We start from the raw sequence: 26,042 nt of genomic DNA, 5'->3' as shown, positions 1-26,042 counted from the left end.
AGAGGTGCTCATGCTAAACCGGCTTCCATCCTCAATCTCGGCACTTCTCGACGCCCGGGCGAATGGCTATTCGCTTCCGGCCGGCCTTTACACCCGCGAGGATGTCTTCGAAGCCGACATGGACGTCTTCTTTCATAAGCATTGGATCTGTGTCGGGCTCGATTGCGACGTGCCGGAGGCCGGCGATGCCACAGTCATCGACATCGGCAATACGAGCCTGATCCTGCTGCGCGACGACGACAACGAAATCCGTGTGCTGCACAATGTCTGTCGCCATCGCGGCTCCCGCCTTCTCGATGCGGGAAAGACGATCATCTCGAAACTCGTCTGTCCCTATCACACATGGACCTACGAATTGACGGGCGAACTCAGCTATGCGCCGCACATGGGCAAGGAGTTCGACAAGGAGTGCCATAGCCTCAAGCCGGTCGCCTTCAAGTCGATCGGCGGACTGATCTACGTCTGTCTCTCCGACAATCCTCCCGAGGATATCGACGCTCTTGAAAAGGTGATGATCGAACGACTGGCGCCCTACGATATTAAAAATGCGAAAGTCGCGTATCAGACCGACGTCATCGAAGACGGCAACTGGAAACTCACGATCGAAAACAATCGCGAGTGCTATCACTGTTCCGCCAATCATCCGGAATTGTGCGTCTCTTTCGTCGATCTCGATTTCGGTTTCGATCCCGAAACCTTGAGCCCCGATGATCGCGCGCAGGCCGAAGAGCACTTCCGACTCTATGAGCAGCGGACGATGGCCTGGGAGGCGGATGGCTTTCCGTCTGCTGCCGTCGAGCAACTCACGGATTGTGCCACCAATTTCAGAACCCAACGGCTGATCATTTCGGGCGCCGGCGAAAGCCAGACACATGATGCGACGGCTGCATCCTCGAAGCTGCTGGGGCAGATGACCCGAAAGGATCTCGGCGACACGCATCTGTGGGGCCACAATAGCTGGAACCATTTTATGGGTGACCACGCCGTGGTTTCGACCGTCATTCCGCTATCCGCCGGCAAGACCCTGGTCAGGACCAAATGGCTCGTTCACAAGGATGCCGTCGAAGGGGTCGATTACGATCTCGAAAAATTGACGGATGTCTGGATCGCAACGACGGACCAGGATGCAAGCCTTGTCGCGCGCTCACATGCCGGTACGCTCGATCCCGCCTACCGGCCTGGTCCCTATTCACGTTTCTCGGAAACCAACCTGGATAAATTTGCGACCTGGTACATCGATCGGATGCGCGCCCATGGCTATTGACCTCTTGCAGGCGCAGGGACGTTCCGGACATCAAGCCGACTGGGACAAGGAACACGACGACACGCTCGTCTGCATCGATATTCACCAGGAAACGCACGATGTGCGAAGCTTCACCTTCGCATCGCCCGAGGGTAAGCGCTTTGCGTTCGAAAGCGGCCAGTATTTCCTGTTCGATTTCCCCATTGGCGAGGAAAGCGAGCCGCGCTGCTATAGTATTTCATCGTCTCCGCATCGGCCCAATGCCTTTACGGTTACCGTCAAGCGTGTCGCCGGCGGCAGGGTTTCGAATTGGCTTCATGACCATCTCGCCGTCGGGGCGACCGTCAAGGCGCAAGGTCCTCTCGGGCATTTCGTTCGTGCGCGCGAGAACAAGAAGCTTCTTCTGCTCTCCGGCGGGTCCGGAATAACGCCTGTCATGTCGATCGTGCGCGATCTCGCCGATCGTTACGAACCGGCGGATATCGCGTTTGTTCACGCGGCGCGTACGCCCCTGGATCTCATCTTCCGCCAGGAATTGTCCTTGATCGCATCGCGGATGAAGGGTCTGCGATTGCACTTTCTGCCGGAAACTCTGGTCGGAGAACCGTCCTGGTCCGGCTTGACCGGGCGCATCTCCCCCGAATTCATCAAGCTTGCCGTGCCTGACATCGCCGAGCGGATTGTCATGTGCTGTGGCCCGGCGCCATTCATGGCGGCGGCACGCTCGATAAGTTCGACGCTAGGTGTCCCTGCCTCGAATTACATCGAGGAGAGCTTCGATGCCGCCGTTATTAACGAGCCGGCGACAGTGGTGGAGGAAATACCGCGCACCCGGGTTTTCCAGGTGGAGTTCGCCAAGCAGGCACGCAAGATCGAGGTTTCGAGCGAGCAGACGGTTTTGTCGTCGGCCAAGAAATCCGGTGTGCGCCTGCCGTCTTCCTGCTCCAACGGGGTTTGCGGCACATGCAAATCCAAGCTGGTGTCGGGCTCGGTCGAGATGAACCACAATGGCGGCATACGCCAGCGCGAAATCGACGCCGGACTATTCCTTCCCTGTTGTTCCAAGCCGCTCAGCGATCTGGTTGTGGATCGCTGAGCTTTGGAGCAGTGCGTCCGATCGTACTCTGGCAGAGCTGCGGGCGACAGGCTGACGAAGCGCTTGCATCAGACAGCCGCATACGCGCGCCCATCAATAGATGACGACGCCTCGGACACTTTTTCCGGAATGCATGAGTTCGAAGCCCTTGTTGATGTCTTCGAGCGGCATGGTGTGGGTGATCATCGGATCGATCTGGATCTTGCCTTCCATGTACCAGTCGACGATCTTCGGAACATCGGTACGACCACGGGCGCCGCCGAAGGCCGTTCCCATCCAAGAGCGACCCGTCACCAGCTGGAATGGACGCGTCGAGATCTCCTGTCCGGCGCCGGCAACGCCGATGACGACGGACTTGCCCCAGCCGCGATGCGAGGCTTCCAGCGCCTGGCGCATCACCTTGGTATTGCCCGTGCAGTCGAAGGTATAGTCGGCGCCACCGATCTGATCGGCACCGCGCTTCGTCATGTTGACGAGGTAGGGCACGATGTCGTCGCCGACTTCCTTCGGATTGACGAAATGCGTCATGCCGAAGCGCTCGCCCCAGGCCTTCTTGTCATTGTTGAGATCGACGCCGATGATCATGTCGGCACCGGCAAGCTTCAGGCCCTGGATGACGTTGAGGCCGATACCGCCGAGACCGAAGACGATTGCGGTTGCGCCCATCTCCACTTTGGCGGTGTTGATGACGGCGCCGATGCCCGTCGTGACGCCGCAGCCGATATAGCAGATCTTGTCGAAGGGAGCGTCGGGATTGACCTTGGCAACGGCAATCTCCGGCAGCACGGTGTAGTTGGCGAAGGTCGAGCAGCCCATATAGTGATGGATCTTGTCCTTGCCGATCGAGAAGCGCGAGGTGCCGTCCGGCATCACACCCTGGCCCTGGGTCGAGCGGATCGCCGTGCAGAGATTGGTCTTGCGCGACAGGCAGGAGGGGCATTCGCGGCACTCGGGCGTATAGAGCGGAATGACGTGATCGCCCTTCTTCACCGAGGTCACACCCGGTCCGACATCAACGACGATGCCGGCACCTTCATGGCCGAGGATGGCGGGGAACAGTCCCTCGGGATCGGCACCCGACAGGGTGAAATCATCGGTGTGGCAGAGACCGGTCGCCTTGACCTCGATCAGCACCTCACCAGCCCTTGGGCCCTCAAGCTGAACCGTCATCACCTCAAGCGGCTTGCCGGCCTGAACCGCGACTGCTGCTCTTACGTCCATGGAAATCCCTCCAAAATCAACGATATAATTCTAAAAATTGACGCGATAGATCAATTCGATGTCTTTGCCCACAGCGCGCGTATCTCCTGCTGCATCAGCAATGATTCCTCCCAGCGGTCGGTGGTATCCTCACCATCCCTTCCGGTAATAGCGTAAGGTTTCGGCCCCAACTCGCACGTAAACGCAAGCGTTGCATCCTGATCTGCGCGCTTGCGCCAACTCCTGAAGCCATAATCCCACCAGCCGAGGAAGAGATCGACCCAAGGCCTGTGGTGCGGGAAGGAGATCTCGATCTGAACCTGCTCGCGCGAGGCAACACGGCCGTGGAAGGCCCAGGAATTATCCAGTATCCGATGGATGAGCGCATGGTTTTCGTCGGATACCGGCCAGGCGAATTCTCGGCCGACCAGAAAATGAGAGATGTCCCCCAGCAGCCGCAGATCCGGCATTCGATCCAGCAAATCCAGCGTAAAGAACAGATCGGTCGTCATCCGATCGCGATGCGTTTCGATCCAGACATCGATGCCAGCCTCATCGGCTAAACGCTGCCAGCCCTCAAGCAGCGAAATACAGTCCTCGAGCCGTCGCAGGCGCACATCGGGCTGCAGGCAAATGTGATGCACATGATATTCGGCGGCGATCTCCAGAACCGGCTTCAGATCGTCGATTGTCTTGGGAAAGCATTGCCCCTCGGCCTGGAGGCCATGCTGTTTGAGCAACCCCGACACGCGGCGCACGACATCCCGGTCATACCAATGCGTGCTGATACCATCGAAGCCGGCAGCCGCGATCTTCTCGATATTTTGCTCCAGGGAAAGCTCCGGATGTACGGCGCTACGTCGCTCCATGGCCCAGAGCGACTGAAAAATAAGCATGGTCTGCATGGTTCCTCCCTTACCTCAAAAGGGTCTGATCACGGATCGTACCTCTTTGCCAGATCATGCAGTGATGGCTTTTGATCACCGCGCCATTTCATTGCAAACGCGATGTGTTCGCCCGTCTCACTTAGCGCTCATGAGGGTTTTTCATCAAAATACTCTCGGACGTCATCCGGCGCTATCGCTAACTCTTCTCGAGGCGGCCGTTCGAATTGCCGCGTTCTGGGAGGAAACCATGCTGAAATTTCTGAGCGCAAGCGCGCTTGCTCTTATATTGTCGACGCAGGCCGAGGCTGCCGATCGGATCGGCGTTTCGATGGGCTATCTGACGACTAATTTCCAGACATTGATCGCCAATGGCATGCAGGACTATGCGAAGAGCAAGGGTCTCGACTTGCAGGTGGTCGATGCGGCCAACGACGTCAACAAACAGCTGGATCAGGTGCGCAATTTCGCGGCCGGCGGCGTCTCGGCCATCATCGTCGATCCAGTGGATTCCGACGGCACGCCCGCCATCAGCAAGATCGCCGCGGACGCCGGCATCCCTTTGATCTATGTCAATATCCAACCGACGGATCTTTCCACCCTGGCCTCAAAGCAGGCCTTCGTCGGATCGAATGAAACCGAATCCGGAACGCTGCAAACGAAAGAAGTCTGTCGCCTGCTTGGGGGCAAAGGCAATATCGTCATCATGGTTGGGGATCTCAGCAGCCAGGCGGCGCGTCAGAGGACGCAGGATGTGCATGACGTGCTGAAATCGGCCGAATGCAGCGGTATCAAGGTCGTTCGCGAACAGGTCGGAAACTGGAGCCGTGTTGACGGTGCCGATCTCGTGTCGAACTGGCTGACGTCAGGCCTGTCCTTCGACGCTGTTATTGCAAACAATGATGAGATGGCACTCGGTGCGATTGCCGCAATCAAGAATGCTGGCGGCTCGACGGACAAGACCATCGTTGCCGGCATCGACGCAACCCCGGATGCGCTCCAGGCCATGAAGGCAGGCGACCTCAAGGTTACCGTGTTTCAGGACGCAAAATCACAGGGCCAAGGTGCGGTCGATACCGCGATGAAAGCGGTGAAGGGAGAGCAGATCGACAGGGAGGTCTGGATCCCCTTCAAGCTGGTGACCAAGGACAACATGGTTCAGTTCGAGCACCTCAATTGATCTGGACTACAGCCTGATCGGTTCTTGCCAATTTCGGGAGGCCAGTGGCCTCCCTCTTTGCATGCGGGGAAAGACCCGCTCGGTCGTGATGAAATTTCATCAAAACTCTGCTGTCGTCGCCGGCCGGCTTGACGGAGATTGATTGCACGACATTCGCCAATTGGGAGGCAACATCATGGACGACACGCTTTACGGGACGCGCGACAAGCGTGGGGATTGGAAGCCCACAAAGCTGCTCAAATATCCGCCAGTCTTCACCTGGCCGGCTCGGCCACTGGCATTTCTGAAGTGGTTTTTCGGATATCCGGGCTATCTCATGCCCTGGAATGCCATTTATGCCATCGTCGGCACGCTGTTATGGCTTTACGCAACACCGTCGATGGAGACAATGAAGACCCTGGCTCCCGGATGGATCGCCTATCTCCTTCTGCGCAACGCTACGCTCGTCTTCCTGTTTTTCGGCGCGTTTCATCTGCGCCTCTATATGCAGAAGAAGCAGGGTACGTCCTTCAAATATAACGGAAAATGGCCATCGAAGGACAACTCCGCATTTCTCTTCAGCAATCAAACGGTCGACAATGTTATCTGGACGTTTGCGAGTGCTGTGCCTCTCTGGACCGGCTTTGAAGTCCTGACGCTCTGGGCCTTTGCGAACGGTATCATTCCCTATGTCGATTTTGCCGCGCATCCGATTTACTGCACGATCGTGATGATCTTGATCCCGGCGTTTCGCGATCTGCATTTCTATCTCGTGCACCGGCTGATCCACTGGCCGCCGCTCTATCATGCTGTCCACAAGCTGCATCATAACAATGTCAATCCCGGCCCCTGGTCAGGTCTGGCGATGCATCCCGTCGAGCATCTGCTGTATTTCTCCGGTGTCCTCATCCACTGGATCGTGCCCTCCAGTCCGATCCATGCGCTCTTTCATCTGACGCACGCCGCTCTTGCACCGGCGCCTGGACATGCTGGATTCGACAAGATCGTCATCGGCGACGATACCGCCATCGATACGCATGCCTACGACCACTACCTGCATCACAAGTTTTTCGAGTGCAATTATGCCGATGGCGTCATTCCGCTCGATAAATGGTTCGGAACGTTCCACGACGGCTCAAGGGATGCAGAGGATCGCATGAACAAGCGTTTCATGGAGCGAGCAAGAAAATATGCCGAGAAGCAGGCACGTCGCTCGGGGACTGCCAACTAGATGGTGCTTGCACTGGAGCAATGATCTCAAGGGCTTGTCAAAAGCATCCTGTGCTCCATATGCGACATTAGGTTCTCCCCCCGCTACCGGCGACGCGGCCGTTGATGGCGGGAAATGCCGGAGCCTGCGGTCCTCCTTCCGCAGGCTCCGGTCTTAATTCATGTATCAGAGCACGGAAGCGCGCCCGATATTCTCCGCGGTGAATGTCAAAAACGGAACCGGTTCCCCGCTCACAGGCACATCGATAATCTTCAGCCGAGACAGAACCGTGTCCAAGGCGCGCCTCGCCTGCGTTTCCGGCGCTTGATCGAGAACGAGCGTCATCAGGCCCGATGCGATGAAACGGCGCGTTTCATCGTTGAGTTCGTGAGCGACCCAGACGAAATCCTTCTTTTCGCGATCCCGATAGCGCTGCAGCACTGAGCCAACGCCGAGATTGGCGCCGCCTGCATTGTAGATGCCCACCAGATTGGCATCGCGTCGCAATGCCTGTGTCAACGCCTCGGCGGATCGCACATCATCATCAAGGCCAAACATCACCTCCGAAAACTGAAGGGCGGGATTGTTGTGGCTCGCGAGATAATCCGAAAAGCCCCGGACCCGCTCCTTGTGTATCTGATAGGCCCAGCTATGGCAGATGGCGATCACATTGCCTTTCGCATGGCCAAGCATCCGCGACATGTAGAAACCTGCGGTTCGTCCTGCCGCGTAGTTGTCGATACCGACGAATATATCGTCGCGGCCACCGGTGTAGGACACGATCTGCACGACTTCGACGCCAGCGGCGCGGGCGGCTCTCAAGCTCTCGGTGATCTTAGGATGATCGACGGCAACGACAATCAAACCGTGGCGGCGGATATTGCGATTGGCAATGTAGGCGGCGAATTTCTCCGGGTCGCCCTCTTCGACAAAAGTGCGATGAAGCGCGATCGAACTGTCTAGCGAAGCGGCAATGCGCTCGAACGCTTGGTTGAGTCTGCTGAAAAAGGGCGATTCAGGCCTGACGAGCATCACCTCTATGCGGATGGTGCCGCGATAGAGGTTCGGGATCAATCCCTTATAGCCAAGCTGCTTTGCAGCCAGCAGGACCTTTTCTGCCGTCTGCGGCTTGACGCTTCCTCTTTCATTGAGAACACGCTCAACGGTCGCAAGACCCACGCCTGCCGCCGCTGCAATGTCGACCAGCCGGGTCTTTTTCATGCCGCTCCTCCTTGAGGAAAAATGATCATAATCGACATGGAATGTGAAGGCCTAATTAGCGCATGGTTGAAATCAGCCGGAGGAGAAAGGCGTCGATCGATAAGGGTCTAACCCTCTGATTCTCCTCCGCATCCAATTATTTTCATGCGGGCGCCAGCGCCCGCTTGCGATGACAAGGAGGACGGAAATGACGACATGGATCGACGCTTGTGCGGCCGATGACATCGAGCCGGAAGATGTTATCCGGTTCGATCATGCAGGGCAGAGCTTTGCCATCTACAGAAGCCCCGACGACGAATTTTTCGCGACCGACGGCCTATGTACGCATGAGAAGATTCACCTGGCGGATGGGCTGGTGATGGATGACACCATCGAATGTCCGAAACACAATGGCCGCTTCAGCTATAAGACGGGCGAGGCCCGGGGCGCGCCAGTCTGCGTCAATCTGAGGACCTATCCAGTGAAAGTGGAAGGTGATCGCATCATGATCGGCGTCGGCGCATGAGCGGCCATGCTGGTATTGTGGTCGTCGGTGCTGGTGAATGCGGCGCGCGGGCAGCCTTGAGCCTAAGAGACAATGGCTACCCGCATCCCGTCACTCTCATTGGTGACGAAGTTCACCTGCCGTATGAAAGGCCGCCTCTTTCGAAACAGATGTTGCTTGCCGAGGCTTTCCCTTCGGCGCCGACGGTCCTTGGCGATCTCATGCTGCGAGAGAGGGCGATAAGGCATATCGGTGAAACGCAAGTTGGCGCTATTCATGCCGATGCCAGAAATGTGGCGCTATCGGATGGCCGATCGGTGGCCTACGAGAAACTACTTCTGGCGACCGGGGCTGCGCCTCGACGACTGGCGAATGTGCCGCCAAGCCCGCGTATTCTCTACCTTAGGACGATCGACGATGCCGTGGCGCTTCGTCCCTGGATCCGGCCAGGGATGCAAGTGGCGATACTCGGTGCCGGGTTTATCGGGCTTGAGGTCGCAGCTTCGGCTCGTAGCCGTGGAGCAACCGTCACTGTCATCGAATCGCAGGAGCGCGTTCTGAAGCGTGGCGTGCCGCAGGCGATTGCCGAAACGATCGAAGGGCTGCATAGAAACAATGGCGTCGTCGTCAGATGCGGGGTTACGGTGCGTGGCATCGAGGCCGATGAGCGGCGCGTCGCTATTTCGCTCACCGATGGAGCGGAGATCATCTCGGATGTGCTGGTTGTCGGCATCGGCGCTCAACCGCGTACGGAACTTGCGATGAAGGCCGGGATCATGGTGGATAACGGGATTGTCGTGAACGCTCGTCTCCAGACATCCGTCGATCACATCTATGCCGCCGGCGACTGCTGTTCGTTCCCTCACCCGCTCTATAACGGACGCCGACTTCGACTGGAGGCATGGCGAAACGCGCAAGACCAAGGCGCGCTCGCAGCGGCAAATCTGGCAGGCGCAACAAACGATTATGAGGCAGTTCCTTACTTCTGGTCTGATCAGTTCGATCACACGCTGCAGATCGCCGGACTTGTCGATGAGGGGTACACGACCATTCGCAGAGATCTGAGCGATGGCGCCTTCATTCTGTTTCACCTTGACGAAGGGCAGAGGCTGGTCGCGGCAAGCGGTGTGGGTCCGGGCAACAAGGTCGCCAAGGATATCAAGCTCAGCGAGATGCTGATCGCTAGGCGGGCGTGTCCATCAGTCGAGGCGCTGGCAGCCGATGTAAACTTGAAGTCCTTGTTACCGAGGGCGGCATGATATGTGAAAGCGAACGGCGTGTGATCATGGCTTGAGACTAGAATATCGTTCACCCCACGACTGTTAAGCCGTCAGGTCGATGTTCGGCGATTTGCCGTCCCCCTCTCAAATTGCGTTCCGCCAGAAGGCAGCGATGGCAATGCTATAGCTGCCTTCTGGTTTTGGCGCGCGTCTATTTTTATCGAGTAAGATTATTACCCTTGCCGACGCTCAAATCGTATGCCTGTATATACAGCCAACGACGATTGGGCAGTTCGATGCAGACTATCGGTTCCAGAGAAGCGGCAGCACCTCCTTCATGTGACACGACCATCGTCACATCGGCCCTCAGCCTCGCTGACAAACCAGTTGTGAAACCGAGAGATTGATCGTGCCCGTATCCGCTGCCTCGCTTATGGAATTTCCGATACCGGATGTTCGGCAAACCGTTAACGCGCGTGACGCGATCTTGTATGCGCTCTCGACAGGATATGGGGCCGAGCCCGTCGATGGCGCGCATTTACGCCGGCTGGTGGAGCGAGATCTTATCGTCACGCCGACCCTGGCAAATGTGGTCGCCGATCCAGGCCCTTTGATGGAAGAAGCCGGTGTCGATTGGCAGCAGCTTGTCCATGCCGAGCAACGGTTGACGATCCACCGGCCAATTCCTCTTGGCACGCCGCTTCGCTCGCATTCACGCGTGATTTCCGTTGTTGATCGCGGCCCGGATAAGGGCATGTTTGCAACCTCCGAGCGGACCATCGTGGCGGAGGGTGACGAGACGCCGATTGCCAGCGTCATACAGACGAACGCCTGCCGTGGTGATGGCGGCTGTGGATCGGCGGGCAAACCGCTCGAGCCGCTTCACCCTGTCCCAGATCGGAGCGCCGACGCCGTATTCACGATCAAGGTGCCGGCAGATGCAGCCCTCCTCTATCGCTTGAACGGTGATCTCAATCCGCTGCATGCGAACCCCGCCTATGCTGCGGGCGCTGGGTTTCCGCGCCCGATCCTTCATGGGCTTTGCACTTTCGGCTATGCGAGCTATGCCATCGCACGCTCGGTGGTGGCCGAAGGCTTGGTTGATGTCGGCTTTATCGCTGCGCGGTTTACGGCAGTAGTCTTTCCCGGAGATGCGCTGGAATTCGACATCTGGCGAGAAAAGTCAGATATTCATTTCCGCGCTCGCGTGCCGGCGCGAAATGCCACGGTCCTCGATTACGGTCATGCGAGGCTGGCATGAGCGCCGTGAAGACGCAGAGCGACCCACCGCATTATCTGCGGATCAAGGAAACGATCACCGGCATGATCGCCAAAGGCGAATTGAAACCCGGCGATCGCGTCTACTCAGAAAGCGAGCTGGTTTCTTCGTTCGGCGTCAGCCGGATGACGGCGAACAGAGCCTTGCGCGAGCTGATGTTCGAAGGCGTGCTGACCCGCCGCGCGGGCTTCGGAACGTTCGTCAGCGCGCAGCGCCAGGATATCGACCTGCTGCAAATCAAGAATATCGCCGACGAAATAAACAGCCGCGGCCATCGGCATATGGCGAACGTCATGATCGCCGATCGAATCGCGGCCGATGTGGATGTTGCGCAATCGCTCGATCTGGAGCCGGGCACCGAGGTCCTGCATAGTTTGATCGTCCATTTCGAGAATGGGCAGCCGATCCAGGTCGAAGAGCGCTATGTCAATCCGCTTATCGCCCCCGACTATCTGGCAAATGACTTCAGGTCGATAACGCCCAACGAATATCTGACGCGCGTGGCGCCCATCACCGAGTTCGAACATTTCGTCGAGGCGATACAGCCGGACATGACGATCCGCGAGCTGCTCGATATCGAGGCCGATCGGCCTTGCCTGCGCGTATTTCGGCGGACCTGGTCCGGTGAAGCTGTCGTGACCTGTGCGCTCCTGACGTATCCCGGCGACAAATACCGACTGGAGGCCCGCTCGGCTAAAGGGCGGATGAAACCGATCGCTCTTCTGGGAGAGAGACTGAAATGAACAAGGGCGGCAACATCGTTTCCCTCACCGACACTCCTCCGACAATCAATGACATCGCCGCCATCGCACGGCACGATGCGCGCATCGTGCTTGCGCCTGCAGTCGAAGACAGGATTGTTTCCGCCCGCGCCGTTGTGGATCGGTATCTCGAGGCCGATCGGCCGGTCTATGGGCTGACGACGGGATTGGGTGCCGGTGTCGACACAAGGCTTGCGACGGACGATCTCATTGCGTTTCAGCTGCGCGTGCCGCAGGCGCGTGCGGTCGGTGTTGGCGCAAATCTGCCCCGCGAAATAGTTCGCGCGATGATGGCCGCCCGCGTTGCCGGTATGGCGGCCGGCGGTTCCGGCGTATCGCTGCCCGTCCTTCAAGGCCTGGTGGCGGCGCTGAATGCGGGTTTTCATCCGGTCGTGCCGTCTCTCGGTTCGATCGGTGCGGCAGATCTTGCGCCGCTGGCCCATATGGGCCGTGCCTTGCTCGGCGATGGCGAAGCTGAAGTCGATGGTGTGGTGATGCCTGCCAGCGAGGCCTTGATCAAGGCTGGACTTGAGCCCCTGCCCTTCGCACCGAAGGATGGACACGTTCTTGTCGTCGCCAACAGCCTGTCGGTCGGCAGAGCTTGCCTATGCATCGAGGATATCGAACGATTGTTCGGCTGGTCGCTTGCAGCCCTCGCCCTGAATTTCGAGGCGTTCAGGGCCAATGTGTCGGCATTCGACGATCGCGCCTTGGCTGCGCGCCCAGCCTTCGGCCAACGCGAAGCGGCAGCTCGGCTCCGGGATCTGCTCTCCGGCAGCTCCTTGTTGTTGGACGGTGCTGCTCGCCGCTTGCAGGACCCCTTGAGCTATCGTTGCGCGCCACAAGTCTGGGGCGCGCTTTCGCACGCGATTGGCGAAGCCCGTGACATCACCGAGATCGAAATCGCAAGCTCTGGCGACAATCCCGTCGTTCTCGCCGATGAAGGCCTTATCCTTTCGCACGGCAATTTCGACATGACGGCTTTTGTCCTAGCTTGGGAGCGCCTGGGACAGGCGATGGCGCATTGTGCGGCAGCAACCGCCTATCGCACGATGAAAATCATGTCGGCTGCGATGTCGGAGCTTCCACGCTTTCTCACGTCGCTCGGTCAGAGCCGCAACGGCTTTGCAACCGTGCAAAAGACAGTCTCGGCGCTGGAGGCGGAGATACGCCATTTCGCGATGCCGATATCGCTCACGCCGATCCCTGTCGCTGACGGGATCGAAGATCAGGCTTCGATGGCTCCAAGCGTTTTGGCGAAGACGGAGGCCATTATCGAGCGCCTGCGCTATCTCGTCGCTATCGAGCTGATCGTTTCGGCGCAAGCGGTCGAACTGCGTGGCGTAGACGGCGAGCTTGGTACAGGTACCGGGCAGGCCTATCGCCAAGTCCGCAATCTCATATCTCCGCTCGGAGAGGATCGCGCCCAGGGACCGGACGTCGAGAACCTGGCGGCTTTCATCGCGAATAACTCGGCATAGGGAAAATAGCCTTCTGCCTCGGACAACCATTACGGCAAGCTTCGTAGATTTTGCACAAAACAAACAACCGGCGCTGCCGGCAATGACACTGGAGAACGGCAATGCAGGAAATCTGGATCGACTATCTGAACGCCATCGATGCCAAGGCTTTGGCCCTGTCCAACGATGAAATTCTCGATGCGGTTAGCAAGGCGCTCGATGCACAGGGACGTGGCGAGACCGTGATCGAACCCCGTGTCCATCTGGTGCCGGAAAGCTCCGACAAGGGACATTTCAACGTGTTGCGCGGCTACGTGAAGCCGCTCGACTACGCCGGCGTCAAGGTGGTCGGCGATTTTGTCGACAATTACAAGCAGGGACTTCCATCGGAACTGGCCGTGCTCAATCTCTTCGACCCGCGCACAGGCGTTCCGAAGGCGATCGTCGACGCGACAGCCATTACGGATATGCGGACTGGAGCCGTGACCGCGATTGGCGCCCGCCACCTCGCCCGCAAGGATAGCAAGATCCTCGGCCATATTGGCGCGCGCGGCACGTCCTACTGGAATGTACGCTTGCTCGATCATCTCTTTGATTTCGATGAAATTCGCATCCACTCCCGCCGTCCCGAAAGCCGCGATGCCTTTGCCGCCCGGCTTGAAAAAGATCTCGGCAAGAAGATCATCGTGACTGATAACTGGGAGGATTGCCTCAAGGGCGCCGACATCATGATCGAGGCGAGCCGACTGCCGGAGCCGACCCCGCTTTTCAAGACGACCTGGGTCAAGAAGGGTGCGTTCGTCGTCCCCTATGGCACGATGAGTGCGCTCGAATTCGATCTGACGGATATCATGGACAAGGTCGTGGTCGACGATTGGGGCCAGTGCGGTCCTGGACGTCCTTTTGGCGCCCTGCGCCGTCATGTCGATGAAGGCAAGGTGACCGCGGAAAACCTGCATGCGGAGATCGGTCAGATCGTCTGTGGCGCCAAGCCAGGCCGCGAAAGCGATGACGAAACCATCCTTTTCTGGCACCGCGGTCTCAGCACGACCGATGTGGCGCTCGGGGCTGCGATGGTCGACAAGGCCAAGCGCATGAACATCGGTCAACGCCTTCGCTTTGCGTGACCGCCATGACGGCGCCCAGTTCACCGGTCATTGCCTGTTCGCGGATGTATAATCTCAGCCCCAAAATATCCGGGCTATGGGATCGGCTGTTTCGGTGGCTTGCAGGCCAAGCCGGCATCGAGATCGAGATCGTTCTCCATGCGCCGCCTGCGCCTCTGTCCGAGCTTTGGGCACGACCGGATATGGGCGTCGTTTTCATGTGCGGCTTTCCGTTCTCGCGGTACGAACCGGATGAACGGCCGCTGCCGATAGCTGCGCCTGTTTCGGTTGCGGATTGGGCTGCAGGCGAACCGGTCTATGCCAGCCACATCGTGGCTGCGCATGGCAGGTCTTTGACGGCAGCGGAACTTGCCACGGTCCGCTGGGGCTGGACCGTGCGGGATTCTCAATCCGGATATAATGCACCGCGGGAGTTTGCCGCTGAACTGGCGAACGGCGGTGCTATCGACAAGACTGTCGGCCCGCTCCTCAATCCACGCGGCGTGATCGAGGCAATCCGCAACAACACGATCGATGTCGGCGCAATCGATGCCTATGCCTACCAGTTGCTGCAATTGCACGAACCGGAGATGATCGCCCCACTGCGCGTGGTCGCAACGACGAAGCCGGCACCCTTTCCTCTCTTCGTTGCGGCCCGGCATCAGCCACCCAGCACCACCAGCGCGCTCCAGCACGCGCTTCTTGAGATGCACCGGGATAGAGAGGGGCGTGATATCCTAAACGCGCTCGGACTGATGGCCTTCGCCAAACCGGATACTGCCGCCTATGAACAGTTGCCGGCACGAGCTCGAGCCGTGGACGAGGCACTCGGCGCGCCGTGGTAGTATGCCGGGACACATCGTGGCGACGATGCTGTCTCTTTCAATGGAAATCCTCGCCGGCATGATCTACCGGCGAGGATGATTGATGCGGATCGAGCGGTTCGCTATGCGGGCAATTGGAAAGCCCAATTGGCGATCAGCACGATGGCGAGACCTGCGAGCAGCGCCAGATAGGGCAGAATTCCGGCTTTCTTGACGCCGAGATCCTGGCCGACGAGGCCGAGATCGTCCATGGCTCCCGCCGGGAATTTGCCGCCGTCTCGCACATAGTGCCTATAGGCGAAGACCGGCAGGATCAGGGCCGCGAATGCAAAGCCGATCCAGAGCGCGTTCGCATAACCCCATACCTTGGCGCCTGCGCCGAGGAAGAGTGCATTGACGAAAGCGAGGATCGTATTGAGGCCGATCAGCCAAGTCGGCGCCTTCCAGGGACGCTCGACGTGGCCGGAGTCCATGCGATGGATCCATCCCGAATTGAGGTTCAGGAAGTTGAAGATGATGTAGCCCACGTTGGAGACGGCCAGCACGAAGAAATATCCGCTGGTATCCGATGCGATGGCAAGAAGAGCGAGATTGAAGGCAAAGTCCGTCCACATCGCTCTGGTCGGCGCGCCATGTTCGTTGACATGCTCCAGATACTTCGGCAACCAGCCGTCCTTGGAGCCCTGGTAGAGCGTCCGCGACGAGCCCGCCATCGCGGTCATGATGGCCAGGAACAGCGCCAGGATCATCAGGATAACGAGGAGCTGGGTAACGATGCGGCCGGCGCCGATCAGGCCGCCCAATGCTTCACCGACGCCAGTACCGTCAACAATGCCCGGTGCCAGCATGCCGGCATGTCCGAGCACGCCCTGGAAGGCGAACGGCACGAGGAAGAAGAAGATGCAGCAGGCAAGACCGGAATAGAAGATTGCCTTGAACGTATCGGTCTTGGGGTTCTTCAGTTCGCGCGTATAGCAAACCGCGGTTTCGAAACCGTAGGTCGACCATGCGGCGATGTAGAGGCCACCGAGAAACAGCGTCCAGCCGCCATTGCTCCAGCTTCCGTCGGTGCCGGCATAAGCGGCAGTGGGTGGAACGAGACCGGTCACGTTGGCCGAGACGATCTGACCGCTGACGATCGGATAAAGGCCGATGATGAGCAGCGGCACGAGAACGATGATAGCCAGCCACTTCTGCACGCTGGCCGTTTCGGAGATACCGCGATGCTGGATCGCGAAGATGATCAGCATCAGAATGCCACCGATGAAGAAGGTGGCATTGATGTTGGCCGTGGCAAGAAGCGGGATGTTGAAGGTGATCAGGGACCAGCTGCGGATGGCAGGCGTCAATGCTGCTACGCCATCGGCGCTGAGTAATGCGCTGAGCGCATCCTGCGGCGACGTTCCGGCATGGGCTGTAATATATTCGGCAATTCTTGGACTGTCGGGTGCGATGGAGGTCGCATGCGCGCTGACCCAGCTGAGGACGGCTTGGGAGTCCGCGGCAGGGATCGGAAAAAAGGCATTGAGAATATAGCCCGCAGCGATGGCGCAGCCGAGAGAGAGCACCGGCGACCAGGCAAACCAGTTGCACCAAACGGAAAGCGGGGCGATGAATTTAGAATATCGCAGCCAGGCGGTTGCGCCATAAACCGAGGCGCCGCCCGATTTGTTGGCGAACATGCCGGCAATTTCGGCATAGGTAAAAGACTGCAGAAACCCCATGACCATCGAAATGATCCATACGACAAAGGCGAGCTTGCCCGTCGTACCGGCGATGCCGCCGATGGAGAAGAGAACAAGTGGCGGCACGCCCGCAGCCACCCAGAACGCGCCCTTCCAGTCCAGCGCGCGTATAAGCTTACCTTCGGTGCCGGCTGAAGCGCCGGCGTCCACTATATCCGTCATTGTTGAAATTCCCCATTTTGTTCCGGACGTATCTCTCGTACGTCTCCCTGAACGTGCCTCCCATGGCATTTCGGGGCTTGCTGGAGGTTTTCATGAGCCACGTCTGTGCGCGGATTCCAGAAACAAGTCCTTTATACATAGTGAAGATATTTTCTTTTTAGTCAACATCACTTTACTTTCCGATGGCATTTTGTCAGCATGAATTCGGTGCCGCGACGCACCTCGAATTCCCGTGAGGGTCCTATGCGAGAACTTCATCCGCCGATCGCCGGAGTACGTCCTGTTTCGGCAAGCATCATTCGTTATCCGGGCATTCCGGTGCTGCCGCAGGACACGGAGCGCTATCGCTGCAAAGGTGGTGGAACGCTGATCGTGCGCGTCGATGCGGGTGATCGCGTCACGTTGACCGATAGCGAGGGTGGCCAGGCCTGCGAGCTCTCCTTCATCGATGAAACCGGCCAGTTTCAATCGGCAGGACTGGGCTCTGCCTTCACCTGTGCGGCGGAAGGATTGAAAGCCGTTCTCGCCTCAAAGGAGGAGAGCGCGTCTCGCGTACGCCAGGCTTTGCAACGCCGGAACGCCGATCTTGGCAAGGCCGGTGCAGTCCGCGTCTTCGGCGAGATATCGTCGCCGGGCAGCACCGCTGAATTCACCATTGCCTTGAAAGGTCTTTTGATCGTTTGCGCGCCTGCGACCGCCATGTCGCCCGAGGCTCAGGATACGGCAACGCCGATCGAGGTTCGCATCCGCCGGACGACGATCATTCGCGATTACACATCGGCGCTGCCCGAACCGCTCGCCGATCCGATCGAGGATATTCGCATCAAGGCGGCGACTGCATCGGCCTATTTCGTCCGTGCAGGCGAATTCATTCAGATCATCGATGTTTATGGCCGGCAGTGCACGGACTTTCAGGCCTTCTCAGCGCGCAAGATCGACAAGGGGCTGGATCTCGCGCTGGATTCCACCGTCACGCGTACCCTGCTTGGCCGCAGCTATCCGGCGCCCGGCCTGCCTTCCAAGGCCTTCGACCGAGATTTCGAGCCGCTGGTGGAGGTCGTACAGGATACGGTCGGTCGTCACGATGCGTTCGCGACTGCCTGTAACTCCCGATATTACGACGATATGGGATATCCGGGGCATGTGAACTGCACGGACAATTTCAATGCGGCCCTGGCACCCTATGGCGTTCCCGGCAGAAAAGGCTGGGAAGCGCTCAACTATTTCTACAATACGAATGTGGATCACAACAATCAGCTCTATCTTGATGAGCCCTGGTCGCGGCCGGGTGACTATGTGCTGATGCGGGCGCTGACGGATCTCGTCTGCGTTTCCTCTTCCTGCCCTGACGATATCGACGCGGCTAATGGCTGGGACCCGACCGACATCCATGTCCGCACCTTTTCCGGAAAAGAGAAATTCTCACGAGCGGTAGCCTATCGCATGACCCCTGACGCCGACGCTGAACTGACGCGGGAAACCGCATTTCACCCTCGCCTTTCCGCATTGACGCGGGATTACACCGAGTATCGCGGCTTCTGGCTGCCCAACCGGTTTTCCTCCGAGGGGCCGGTCGAAGAATACTGGGCATGCCGTGAAAAGGCTGTGGTCATCGACCTTTCGCCGCTGCGCAAATTCGAGGTGACGGGACCGGATGCGGAAGAGCTGCTGCAATATTGCGTCACCCGCGATGTCCGCAAGCTGTCGACCGGCCAGGTGGTCTACACGGCTATGTGCTACGAAAACGGCGGCATGATCGACGACGGCACAGTGTTCCGTCTCGGTGACAAGAACTTTCGTTGGATCGGCGGCGACGATTATAGCGGCATCTGGCTGCGCGAGCAGGCGGAGAAGAAGGGTTTCAAGGCGTGGGTCCGCTCCTCCACGGATCAGATGCACAATATCGCGCTGCAAGGCCCGAAGAGCCGCGACATTCTGAAAGAGATCATCTGGACCGCTCCGCGCCAGCCGACGATCGGCGAAGTGGAGTGGTTCCGTTTCACTGTCGGGCGCATCGGCCACTTCGAAGGCGCGCCGGTTGTCGTCTCGCGAACCGGTTATACCGGCGAGCTCGGTTATGAGATCTTCTGTCATCCGAAAGACGCCGAAGCCGTCTTCGATGCCGTCTGGAAAGCGGGCGAACCCTATGGTTTGAAGCCGATGGGCCTGGAGGCACTGGACATGGTGCGTATCGAAGCGGGCCTGATCTTCGCCCATCATGAGTTCACCGATCAGACCGATCCTTTTGAAGCTGGTATCGGCTTTACCGTGCCGTTAAAATCGAAGATGGATGATTTTATCGGTCGCGAGGCGCTGATCCGACGCAAGGAGAATCCTCGGTATCTGATGGTGGGATTGGATGTCGAGGCCAACGACGCCGTTGGACATGGCGATTGTATTCACATCGGTCGCGCCCAGGTTGGTGTGGTCACGAGCGCAACACGATCGCCGATCCTTGGGAAGACCATTGCGCTTGCGCGCGTCGACGTCATGCATGCGGCCGTTGGCACCAAGGTCGAGATCGGCAAGCTGGACGGTCAGCAGAAGCGGCTCCCGGCAGTTATCGTGCCCCTCTCGCACTACGACCCGCAGAAGACGCGGCCGCGCTCCTGAAGCAAGCCGCTATTCTTTAAATTCGCTTTCTAGGGCGCAGAAGACATCATCGACGAGATTATTATTGGCGACGGCAGCGATGCGACGCGCTTTCTATACACGTCATCTCATCCGGACGTGTCATTCGGGAATGTGTTGAATATGGCAATCGCATGGAAGTTCGAACGCGATGAGTCAGGCTTCCGATAAGTGGCTTCGCATCTATGAGACTACGGCCTGAGTTTCGAGCCCGATACTATTCGGATTTTCGTTGCGCATTCGAGATCGCGCGCGCAGCTTCTTCAGAAGAATTGGCAAGCGTCCGCATCTCCGCTGCCAACACGGCAAAACCGGAACCGGCCGTTCCTGCTCTGGCGGCCTCGATGCCGGCGTTGACCGCCAGCAGCTTCAGATAGCGCAAAGACTGGAGGATCTCGTTTGTCTTGGATGCCGTAATCCGCATGTCGGCGGTCTGCTCGTCGAGCCGCTGATAGAGCGACTCGATATTGATGATGCTGCCTTCGAGATAGAGAAGCTCGCCAGCTTCATCCCAGACACCACCGCCAGTCTCCGTGACCCAGATGAAATGGCCTTCTCGATGGCGAATGCGATATTCCATCGTCCAGTTGGCACGGTGTTCCAAGGCTCTGCCGACAACCTCGTCCATGAGCGGGATATCGTCCTCACACATGATCGAGGTGAAGGTTCGCGCTCGGTTGCCGACAATCTCGTCGACGCGGTAGCCGAAGATCCGCTCTATGCCATCGGTCATGTCCAGCATCGTATAGTTTTCATCAGCGCGGCAGCGGTAAAGAAAGCCGCTCATGCGGCCAAGGACACTGGTTTGGAAATCCATGAAGACTACCCGGAGAAAAAGTTGCCGATAAGATCGCCTCGCTTCAACTCAAACAGCCCGCCAGGGATGCGTTTGGCTCCCCTGGCGGTTTACGCGAACACGTGTCGACAAAATCAGTTGCGCAGATACTCTTCCATAGAGTCGTCAAGCGCATCAACCCAAGGCGTGTGATGCTTCGGGGACATGTTGCCGGTCATCAGCGAGCGATACGCATGGTCCCGGAAGCCCATGATGTTTTCGGCTTTGTGATGCTCCCACTCCATGAAGGTCTTATTCGTGCCCTCGATGTCGAAGCTCGGATAATCCGTCTCGGCGAGTAGCTCCTTCACATAATCGCCCTGATACCAGATCATCTGTTCGGCATCTTCCAGCGTTTCCTCGCGGGCGCGCCATTTGTCGAAGTTTGCCTGCAGCTCGCTTTCCGGCGGCAACTTGATGCGTCCCATCATGACATCGCGGGCCCACCAGGCCTGCACGTCGAACATGTTGAAGGTGTAGAACTGGTCCTGCATGCCGATGTAGAACAGCTGCGGGTTCTTGTCGTAGATCACGCCCTTGTAGAGATGATCGGCCCACAAGCGGTTGGCTGTCTTGAGGCGCAATTCATCGGGCAGGAACGGAAAGTGATGCTGATAGCCCGTGCAGAGGATCAGCGCATCGACATTCTTGGACGAACCATCGAGGAAGTACGCCGTCTTGTTCTCGAGACGTGTCAGCAATGGCCGCTCTTCAAAATTCTCAGGCCATTTGAAGCCCATTGGCTTCGACCGGTAGCTGGTGGTGACCGATTTGGCGCCATACTTCCAGCATTGCGAGCCGATATCCTCGGCGGAGTAGCTGCGGCCGACGAGCAAGACGTCCTTGCCTTTAAACTCAAGCGCATCGCGGAAGTCATGGGCGTGGAGAACGCGGCCGTTGAATGTCTTCACGCCTTCGAAGTAAGGCACATTCGGTGTCGAGAAGTGGCCACTTGCGACGACGACGTAGTCGAACTCTTCGTCATACATCCGGTCCTGGGTGCGATCATGGGCCGTTACCGTGAACTTCTTCGTGTCTTCGTCGAAGCGCACCATCCGCACCGGCGTACTGAAGCGCACCCACTTGCGCACGTTGGCCTTTTCGACGCGCCCCTTGATGTAGTCCCAGAGCACCGCGCGGGGCGGATAGGAGGCGATCGGCTTGCCGAAATGCTCTTCGAAGGAATAATCGGCGAATTCCAGGCATTCCTTCGGGCCGTTTGACCAGAGATAGCGGTACATGCTGCCATGCACCGGCTCGCCATACTCGTCCAGACCGGTCCGCCACGTGTAATTCCACAATCCACCCCAATCCGCCTGCTTTTCATAGCAAACGATTTCCGGGATTTCGGCGCCCTTCTGCGCTGCCGATTGGAAGGCCCGCAATTGGGCAAGTCCTGAAGGTCCGGCACCGATAACGGCAACTCGTGTCATGTCGCATTCCCCTTCTCGATTATATCGAAGTTCTTATTGCATGCGGTCCTTGGGCGCGGCGTCCGGCATCAATCCGGGAAAATGCCGGGGCTGGTTTCAGCTCCATCGTCATATTTGGAAAGCCAATCGATCGTCATTTCGCGGTAGCGCGTTAGGCCCTTGTAATCGATAAGCTCAGGCGGCAGCGTCTTAAGCACACGCGGGAAACGGCGTGCCCATTTCGGCACGGTCACCAATTCGTTCATGTTCATGAGATAGCAGCGAATGACGAAGAGGATCGCGTTGGAGCGCGGCAAGCGCCACAGGCTCTGCAGTTCCACGCGCAGATGTACCTTGTCTCCGACGTTGTCAGGGGTGACAGTCGTTCGATCCGTGCCCCATTTCGGATAATTCTCCGGGCTGGTATCGAGACGAGGATTGATCGTCATCGTCCAGTTGAACCGCCTTGTCGGCTTGCCCTGCTGCAGATTGAGCAGGAATTTGAGCGCGCGATCGAAGATGCCCTTCTGATGGGCGAGCGGTACAGGGCCGTGCCACTCCATGAAGTTCATGCCGATATCGAAGTCGAGCGACCAGTCGGCCTGTGTCGTGACCATGCCGGCATCCATCCAAAGATTGCCGTCGCGCTGATCGACGATGCAGAAATCACCCTGCGCCTGACGCGTGATGTATTCGAAGGGTTCGTAAGGCAAGGTCGAGGCGTCGCCGAAGGTAAATGTGTCGTCAATCCCGAGCGGCCGATTGATCCAGCGCCATTGATCGCTATTGCGAATGAGCGTGAAGTGTTCGGGGTAGCCGGCCGCCTGCTCCTCCATCAGCAGCTCCAGCGTATCCCACTGCGCCGTCATCATGTGCGGCAGAGCCTGGTAGCGAAGCGGATCTTCCTTCAGCACCAGCGCACGATCATGCATTTCGGCGACATAGTGCTCGTCGACATCGATCAGGCTTTCGAAAACCGTATCGGGCCGGCCCTTAACATGCGGCTCCATATTGACCGAGTACATGTATTCGTCACGGTCGAACGGAAACGGGAAGCGCCGGATGTTTTCCGGACTGTTGCGATAGGTGAAATCGTCCCGAAAGGTTTCCTGCTTGAAGGCGATTGCCATATCCGTTCTCCTCGGTATCGGCCTGTGTCTAGAGGTCGAGATGCAACGCGTTCCCCTCGAAACGGGAGACGCAGATCATGACCTTTCGGCCGGAAGCCTTTTCTTCATCGGTCAGATAGACGTCATTGTGCAGAAGCTTGCCGTCGCAGGCCGCAACACCTGTCTCGCACTGGCCGCAGGCACCGCCGCGACAGAGGAAGGGCGCATCGACGCCCGCAGCCTCGATTGCCTCCAGCATGCTCTCATGATGGCCCACATGCACGGTCTTTTCAGATCGGGTGAGCACGATTGAAAACGGCTTGCCGGGCTGGGAAGACAGGAAACGTTCTGAATGCAGATTTTGGTGCGGCCATCCGGCTTCGACGCCCGCTTTCAGGACGCCATCGATCATGCCGGCTGGACCGCAGACATAAAGATGCGTGCCGAGCGGCTGGCTGTCCAGAAGGCGCGTGACGGGGATATAGTTGCGATCGGCGTCGCAATAGATCTTCACGCGCTGCGCGCCATATCTGTTGATGAGCTCCTGGCAATAGGCACCGCGGTCGAGGGAGCGTATGGCATAATGCAGTTCGAAATTGGCACCCTCGCGCGCAAACTGCTCCATCATCGCGATGAAGGGAGTGATGCCGATGCCCCCGGCAATCAGCAGGTGCTTGCGGCCACGCCAATCCGGCTGAAAAAGATTGACCGGGTAGCTGACTTTCAGCTCGTCGCCTTCCCTCACCTTTTCGTGCATGAAGGCAGAGCCGCCGCGCGATTCCTCGACGCGCAGCACGCTGATTTCATAGGCCGAGCAATCATGCGGCGGCGACATCAGCGAATAGGCATTGCGACGAACGTGCCCTTCATCGTTCATCGATACGATGACGTGAGCGCCACCGGAAAAATAGGGCATCGGCTCGCCATCGAGGCGCTCGAAACGAAAGCGCTTGATACGGTCTGCGACGGGCGTCACCTTGGCGACGCGAACCGGAATTTCTGTACCACCACTCACAGAAACAACTCCTCCGGCTCAGGCGCCCTGCCGGGCTCTTCGGCATCGATATTGACACCCTGAAAAGCTCCGAGGCGACGCGAATAATGATCGCGCACCAGCAGGGGCAGTCCGCAATGGCTGCATGAAAACGGGCTCTGCGTCACGTCTTCGGTAATTCCCTTGCAGTGTACGCATTGCACGCGTCGGGCGAGCGACCCTCGATGTTCGGTGATGATCGAGGCATGATCGACGCCGAAATCGAGCGCGACCATCATGGCCTGGCCGATGAAGCCCTCGGTCCCGGCAATATAGATGCGCGTGCCCATGTGAGCAGTCGAGAGCGATCCTCTCAACCGGAAAAGCAGGGTCGCAATAGTCGGCGCCGTGAAAAACATGTCGGCGCCGAGCTTGCGTAGCATCTCGTCGCGACCCGTGCCTTGTGAGCCACGCGCCACATAGAGAATTTCGCTGCGAGACAAAACCTGCGCATCAAGCGCGGTACCCAGCTCCAGGAGCGCATTGGCTCCCTCGCCCTCCAGGACGAAGAGATGGCGGCGAGCATGCGGCTGGATCGTCAGACCTCGATAAACAGGCCGGCTTTTTATGCCTTCGACAAGCATAGATGCCTCCTAACCGACGGCCGTCCTCTTCTTCTTTTCCGGGTCGTCGAATGGCAAGGTATGAGCGATCGCACTTGCCTTGAGGCTCTTGCCGCGAACCTCCAGCTTCGTGCCCTGAACGGCTTTATCGACGTCAAGACGCGCGATCGCCATGGATTTCTTCGTCAGCGTCGAATAGCAGGGGCACGTGATGACGCCGACCTTCTTGCCGTCGGCATAGACTTCGTCACCGAGGTCGGCCGGGCTGTCGGCGTCGATCAGCATGCCGAAAATCTTGAAGCGCTCCTTGCCCTTGAGGCGAGCATGCTCCTCTGCCCCTCGGAAACCGGTCTTGCCGGGGCTGACTGTGAAATCGAGACCAAGCTCCCAGAGGCTGTCGCCGGGCGCTTGATCGGCAAAAGGATACATCTGCGAGTTATCGTAGGGATAGAACAGCAGGTAGCTTTCGACACGCAGCATGTCGAGAACGCTGAAACAACAGGGAATGATCCCCATTTCTTCGCCTTCCGCGACGATACGGTCCCAGACCATCGGTGCATCCTGGCCCCGCACGAAGATTTCATAACCGCGTTCGCCGGTATAACCCGTGCGCGAGATCATCACGGGCACGCCGAACAGCGTCGTCTGCATGTGATGGAAATACTTGAGATCACGGATACCCGGGACATATTTTGCAAGATAGTCGACCGCCGCTGGTCCCTGCAGCGACAGATCGTGCAGATCGTCGTCGAAAAGAACGGCGCAGTTACGGCCCGCCGCCTGCTTGACGAGCTCCTCATGTCCCGACCCCGAGCCATGGACCAGCATCCAGGAATTCGGGCCGGTGCGATACACGATGCAGTCGTCGGTGAAATAGCCGCGGTCATTGAGCATCGCGGCGTAGACGGAGCGGCCGGGATAGATCTTGGACATATCGCGGGTTGTGATATAGTCGAGCACAGCTATGGCATGCGGCCCCACAAGATGGACTTTCTTGAGACCGGAAACGTCCATCAGCCCGGCCTTGGTGCGGATCGCGACATGCTCCTGCGACATGTCCTTATCGTAGGTCCAGGCGGTTCCCATACCGCTCCAGTCCTCGAGTTTCGATCCCAGTGCACGGTGCCGGTCCGCCAAGGCGGAGAAACGCCATGATAAAGCCATTTCGTTCCCTCATTTTCTTCTACGGAATATTTATTTCCTGACTATAATCGTCTTTCTCGCCTTGGCAAGACAATCCGGCGGGTTTTTTCGCCCCCGCCGAATGGGATTTCTCTCAAAACTTCGGCGGCTTTCTGCCGGCGGTGCGGTGGGCTGCGATGACGGTGTTGGCCATCAGCATGGCAATCGTCATCGGTCCGACACCGCCCGGAACCGGCGTGATCGCAGCCGCAACATCGGCGGC

At 58.3% G+C, this 26,042-nt stretch carries 22 protein-coding genes and 1 pseudogene; 12 read left to right on the top strand and 11 right to left on the bottom strand.

Annotated features, from left to right (window positions below):
• Positions 1 to 10: 10 nt before the first annotated feature.
• Positions 11 to 1,264 (top strand): aromatic ring-hydroxylating dioxygenase subunit alpha, encoded by a 1,254-nt coding sequence (locus tag HGP17_RS28850; protein ID WP_168814500.1) that lies wholly within the window; start codon positions 11 to 13, stop codon positions 1,262 to 1,264.
• Positions 1,254 to 2,339, top strand: a complete 1,086-nt coding sequence (locus tag HGP17_RS28845; protein WP_168814498.1) for a hybrid-cluster NAD(P)-dependent oxidoreductase — start codon at positions 1,254 to 1,256, stop codon at positions 2,337 to 2,339. The genes HGP17_RS28850 and HGP17_RS28845 overlap by 11 nt, the downstream gene beginning before the upstream one ends.
• 93 nt (positions 2,340 to 2,432) lie before the next feature.
• Here the strand turns inward: HGP17_RS28845 and HGP17_RS28840 are convergent, their stop codons facing one another.
• Positions 2,433 to 3,560 (bottom strand): S-(hydroxymethyl)glutathione dehydrogenase/class III alcohol dehydrogenase, encoded by a 1,128-nt coding sequence (locus HGP17_RS28840; RefSeq protein WP_168814496.1) that lies wholly within the window; start codon positions 3,558 to 3,560, stop codon positions 2,433 to 2,435.
• Between the two features lie 50 nt (positions 3,561 to 3,610).
• Positions 3,611 to 4,444, bottom strand: a complete 834-nt coding sequence (locus HGP17_RS28835; RefSeq protein ID WP_168814494.1) for a TIM barrel protein — start codon at positions 4,442 to 4,444, stop codon at positions 3,611 to 3,613.
• Positions 4,445 to 4,673: 229 nt separating this feature from the next.
• On the opposite strand from HGP17_RS28835, the gene HGP17_RS28830 reads away from it, so the two are divergent.
• Positions 4,674 to 5,603 carry a sugar ABC transporter substrate-binding protein gene (locus HGP17_RS28830; RefSeq protein ID WP_168814492.1) on the top strand — a complete coding sequence of 310 codons (930 nt, stop codon included), beginning with the start codon at positions 4,674 to 4,676 and terminating at the stop codon, positions 5,601 to 5,603.
• A 175-nt stretch (positions 5,604 to 5,778) separates the two neighbouring features.
• Positions 5,779 to 6,813 (top strand): sterol desaturase family protein, encoded by a 1,035-nt coding sequence (locus HGP17_RS28825; RefSeq protein WP_168814491.1) that lies wholly within the window; start codon positions 5,779 to 5,781, stop codon positions 6,811 to 6,813.
• 165 nt (positions 6,814 to 6,978) lie between these two features.
• Here HGP17_RS28825 and HGP17_RS28820 read toward each other — a convergent pair whose 3' ends face one another.
• Positions 6,979 to 8,013, bottom strand: coding sequence for a LacI family DNA-binding transcriptional regulator (locus HGP17_RS28820; protein ID WP_168814490.1), 1,035 nt, complete (start codon positions 8,011 to 8,013; stop codon positions 6,979 to 6,981).
• Between the two features lie 187 nt (positions 8,014 to 8,200).
• On the opposite strand from HGP17_RS28820, the gene HGP17_RS28815 reads away from it, so the two are divergent.
• From HGP17_RS28815 to HGP17_RS28785, 7 genes are all read left to right on the top strand, one after another.
• A complete protein-coding gene (locus HGP17_RS28815; protein WP_168814489.1) occupies positions 8,201 to 8,518 on the top strand; it encodes a MocE family 2Fe-2S type ferredoxin in 318 nt (105 codons plus the stop codon).
• Positions 8,515 to 9,756 carry an FAD-dependent oxidoreductase gene (locus HGP17_RS28810; protein ID WP_168814484.1) on the top strand — a complete coding sequence of 414 codons (1,242 nt, stop codon included), beginning with the start codon at positions 8,515 to 8,517 and terminating at the stop codon, positions 9,754 to 9,756. The genes HGP17_RS28815 and HGP17_RS28810 overlap by 4 nt, the downstream gene beginning before the upstream one ends.
• A gap of 370 nt (positions 9,757 to 10,126) precedes the next feature.
• The gene (locus tag HGP17_RS28805) at positions 10,127 to 10,978 is read left to right on the top strand and encodes a MaoC/PaaZ C-terminal domain-containing protein (RefSeq protein WP_168814482.1); all 852 of its coding nucleotides are present in this window, start codon (positions 10,127 to 10,129) and stop codon (positions 10,976 to 10,978) included.
• Positions 10,975 to 11,739 carry a histidine utilization repressor gene (gene hutC / locus HGP17_RS28800; RefSeq protein WP_168814480.1) on the top strand — a complete coding sequence of 255 codons (765 nt, stop codon included), beginning with the start codon at positions 10,975 to 10,977 and terminating at the stop codon, positions 11,737 to 11,739. The genes HGP17_RS28805 and hutC overlap by 4 nt, the downstream gene beginning before the upstream one ends.
• Positions 11,736 to 13,238 (top strand): histidine ammonia-lyase, encoded by a 1,503-nt coding sequence (gene hutH / locus HGP17_RS28795; RefSeq protein WP_168814478.1) that lies wholly within the window; start codon positions 11,736 to 11,738, stop codon positions 13,236 to 13,238. The genes hutC and hutH overlap by 4 nt, the downstream gene beginning before the upstream one ends.
• Before the next feature lie 101 nt (positions 13,239 to 13,339).
• Positions 13,340 to 14,344 carry an ornithine cyclodeaminase family protein gene (locus HGP17_RS28790; RefSeq protein WP_168814475.1) on the top strand — a complete coding sequence of 335 codons (1,005 nt, stop codon included), beginning with the start codon at positions 13,340 to 13,342 and terminating at the stop codon, positions 14,342 to 14,344.
• 5 nt (positions 14,345 to 14,349) lie between these two features.
• Positions 14,350 to 15,168, top strand: a complete 819-nt coding sequence (locus HGP17_RS28785; protein WP_246704275.1) for a PhnD/SsuA/transferrin family substrate-binding protein — start codon at positions 14,350 to 14,352, stop codon at positions 15,166 to 15,168.
• 101 nt (positions 15,169 to 15,269) lie between these two features.
• Here the strand turns inward: HGP17_RS28785 and HGP17_RS28780 are convergent, their stop codons facing one another.
• Positions 15,270 to 17,054: an APC family permease gene (locus HGP17_RS28780; protein ID WP_168814473.1), complete on the bottom strand. Its 1,785-nt coding sequence runs from the start codon at positions 17,052 to 17,054 to the stop codon at positions 15,270 to 15,272.
• A 243-nt stretch (positions 17,055 to 17,297) separates the two neighbouring features.
• Here HGP17_RS28780 and HGP17_RS28775 point away from each other — a divergent pair, with 243 nt between their 5' ends.
• Positions 17,298 to 19,667: a DUF1989 domain-containing protein gene (locus tag HGP17_RS28775; protein ID WP_168814471.1), complete on the top strand. Its 2,370-nt coding sequence runs from the start codon at positions 17,298 to 17,300 to the stop codon at positions 19,665 to 19,667.
• Positions 19,668 to 19,902: 235 nt separating this feature from the next.
• On the opposite strand, the gene HGP17_RS33975 is transcribed toward HGP17_RS28775, so the two are convergent.
• The 7 genes and pseudogenes from HGP17_RS33975 to HGP17_RS28740 all read right to left on the bottom strand — a co-directional run.
• Complete coding sequence (locus HGP17_RS33975; RefSeq protein ID WP_168814469.1) at positions 19,903 to 20,502, bottom strand: PAS domain-containing protein; 600 nt, start codon at positions 20,500 to 20,502, stop codon at positions 19,903 to 19,905.
• 113 nt (positions 20,503 to 20,615) lie between these two features.
• Positions 20,616 to 21,953, bottom strand: coding sequence for an NAD(P)/FAD-dependent oxidoreductase (locus HGP17_RS28765; RefSeq protein ID WP_168814467.1), 1,338 nt, complete (start codon positions 21,951 to 21,953; stop codon positions 20,616 to 20,618).
• A gap of 68 nt (positions 21,954 to 22,021) precedes the next feature.
• Positions 22,022 to 23,062, bottom strand: coding sequence for a DUF3445 domain-containing protein (locus tag HGP17_RS28760; protein WP_168814465.1), 1,041 nt, complete (start codon positions 23,060 to 23,062; stop codon positions 22,022 to 22,024).
• A 28-nt stretch (positions 23,063 to 23,090) separates the two neighbouring features.
• A complete protein-coding gene (locus HGP17_RS28755; RefSeq protein ID WP_168814463.1) occupies positions 23,091 to 24,056 on the bottom strand; it encodes a PDR/VanB family oxidoreductase in 966 nt (321 codons plus the stop codon).
• Entirely contained in the window at positions 24,053 to 24,658 is a 606-nt protein-coding gene (locus HGP17_RS28750; protein ID WP_168814461.1) for a dimethylamine monooxygenase subunit DmmA family protein, read from the bottom strand. The genes HGP17_RS28755 and HGP17_RS28750 overlap by 4 nt, the downstream gene beginning before the upstream one ends.
• Before the next feature lie 9 nt (positions 24,659 to 24,667).
• Entirely contained in the window at positions 24,668 to 25,801 is a 1,134-nt protein-coding gene (locus HGP17_RS28745) for an aminomethyltransferase family protein (protein WP_168814459.1), read from the bottom strand.
• A gap of 112 nt (positions 25,802 to 25,913) precedes the next feature.
• Positions 25,914 to 26,042 (bottom strand): annotated as a pseudogene (locus HGP17_RS28740) (bifunctional methylenetetrahydrofolate dehydrogenase/methenyltetrahydrofolate cyclohydrolase); the annotation flags it as partial.

It is taken from the genome of Rhizobium sp. P38BS-XIX (assembly GCF_012641435.1).
Classification (GTDB): Bacteria; Pseudomonadota; Alphaproteobacteria; order Rhizobiales; family Rhizobiaceae; genus Rhizobium.
Note: the sequence above shows the minus strand (reverse complement) of the source record. Positions and strands in the feature narration are given on the sequence as shown.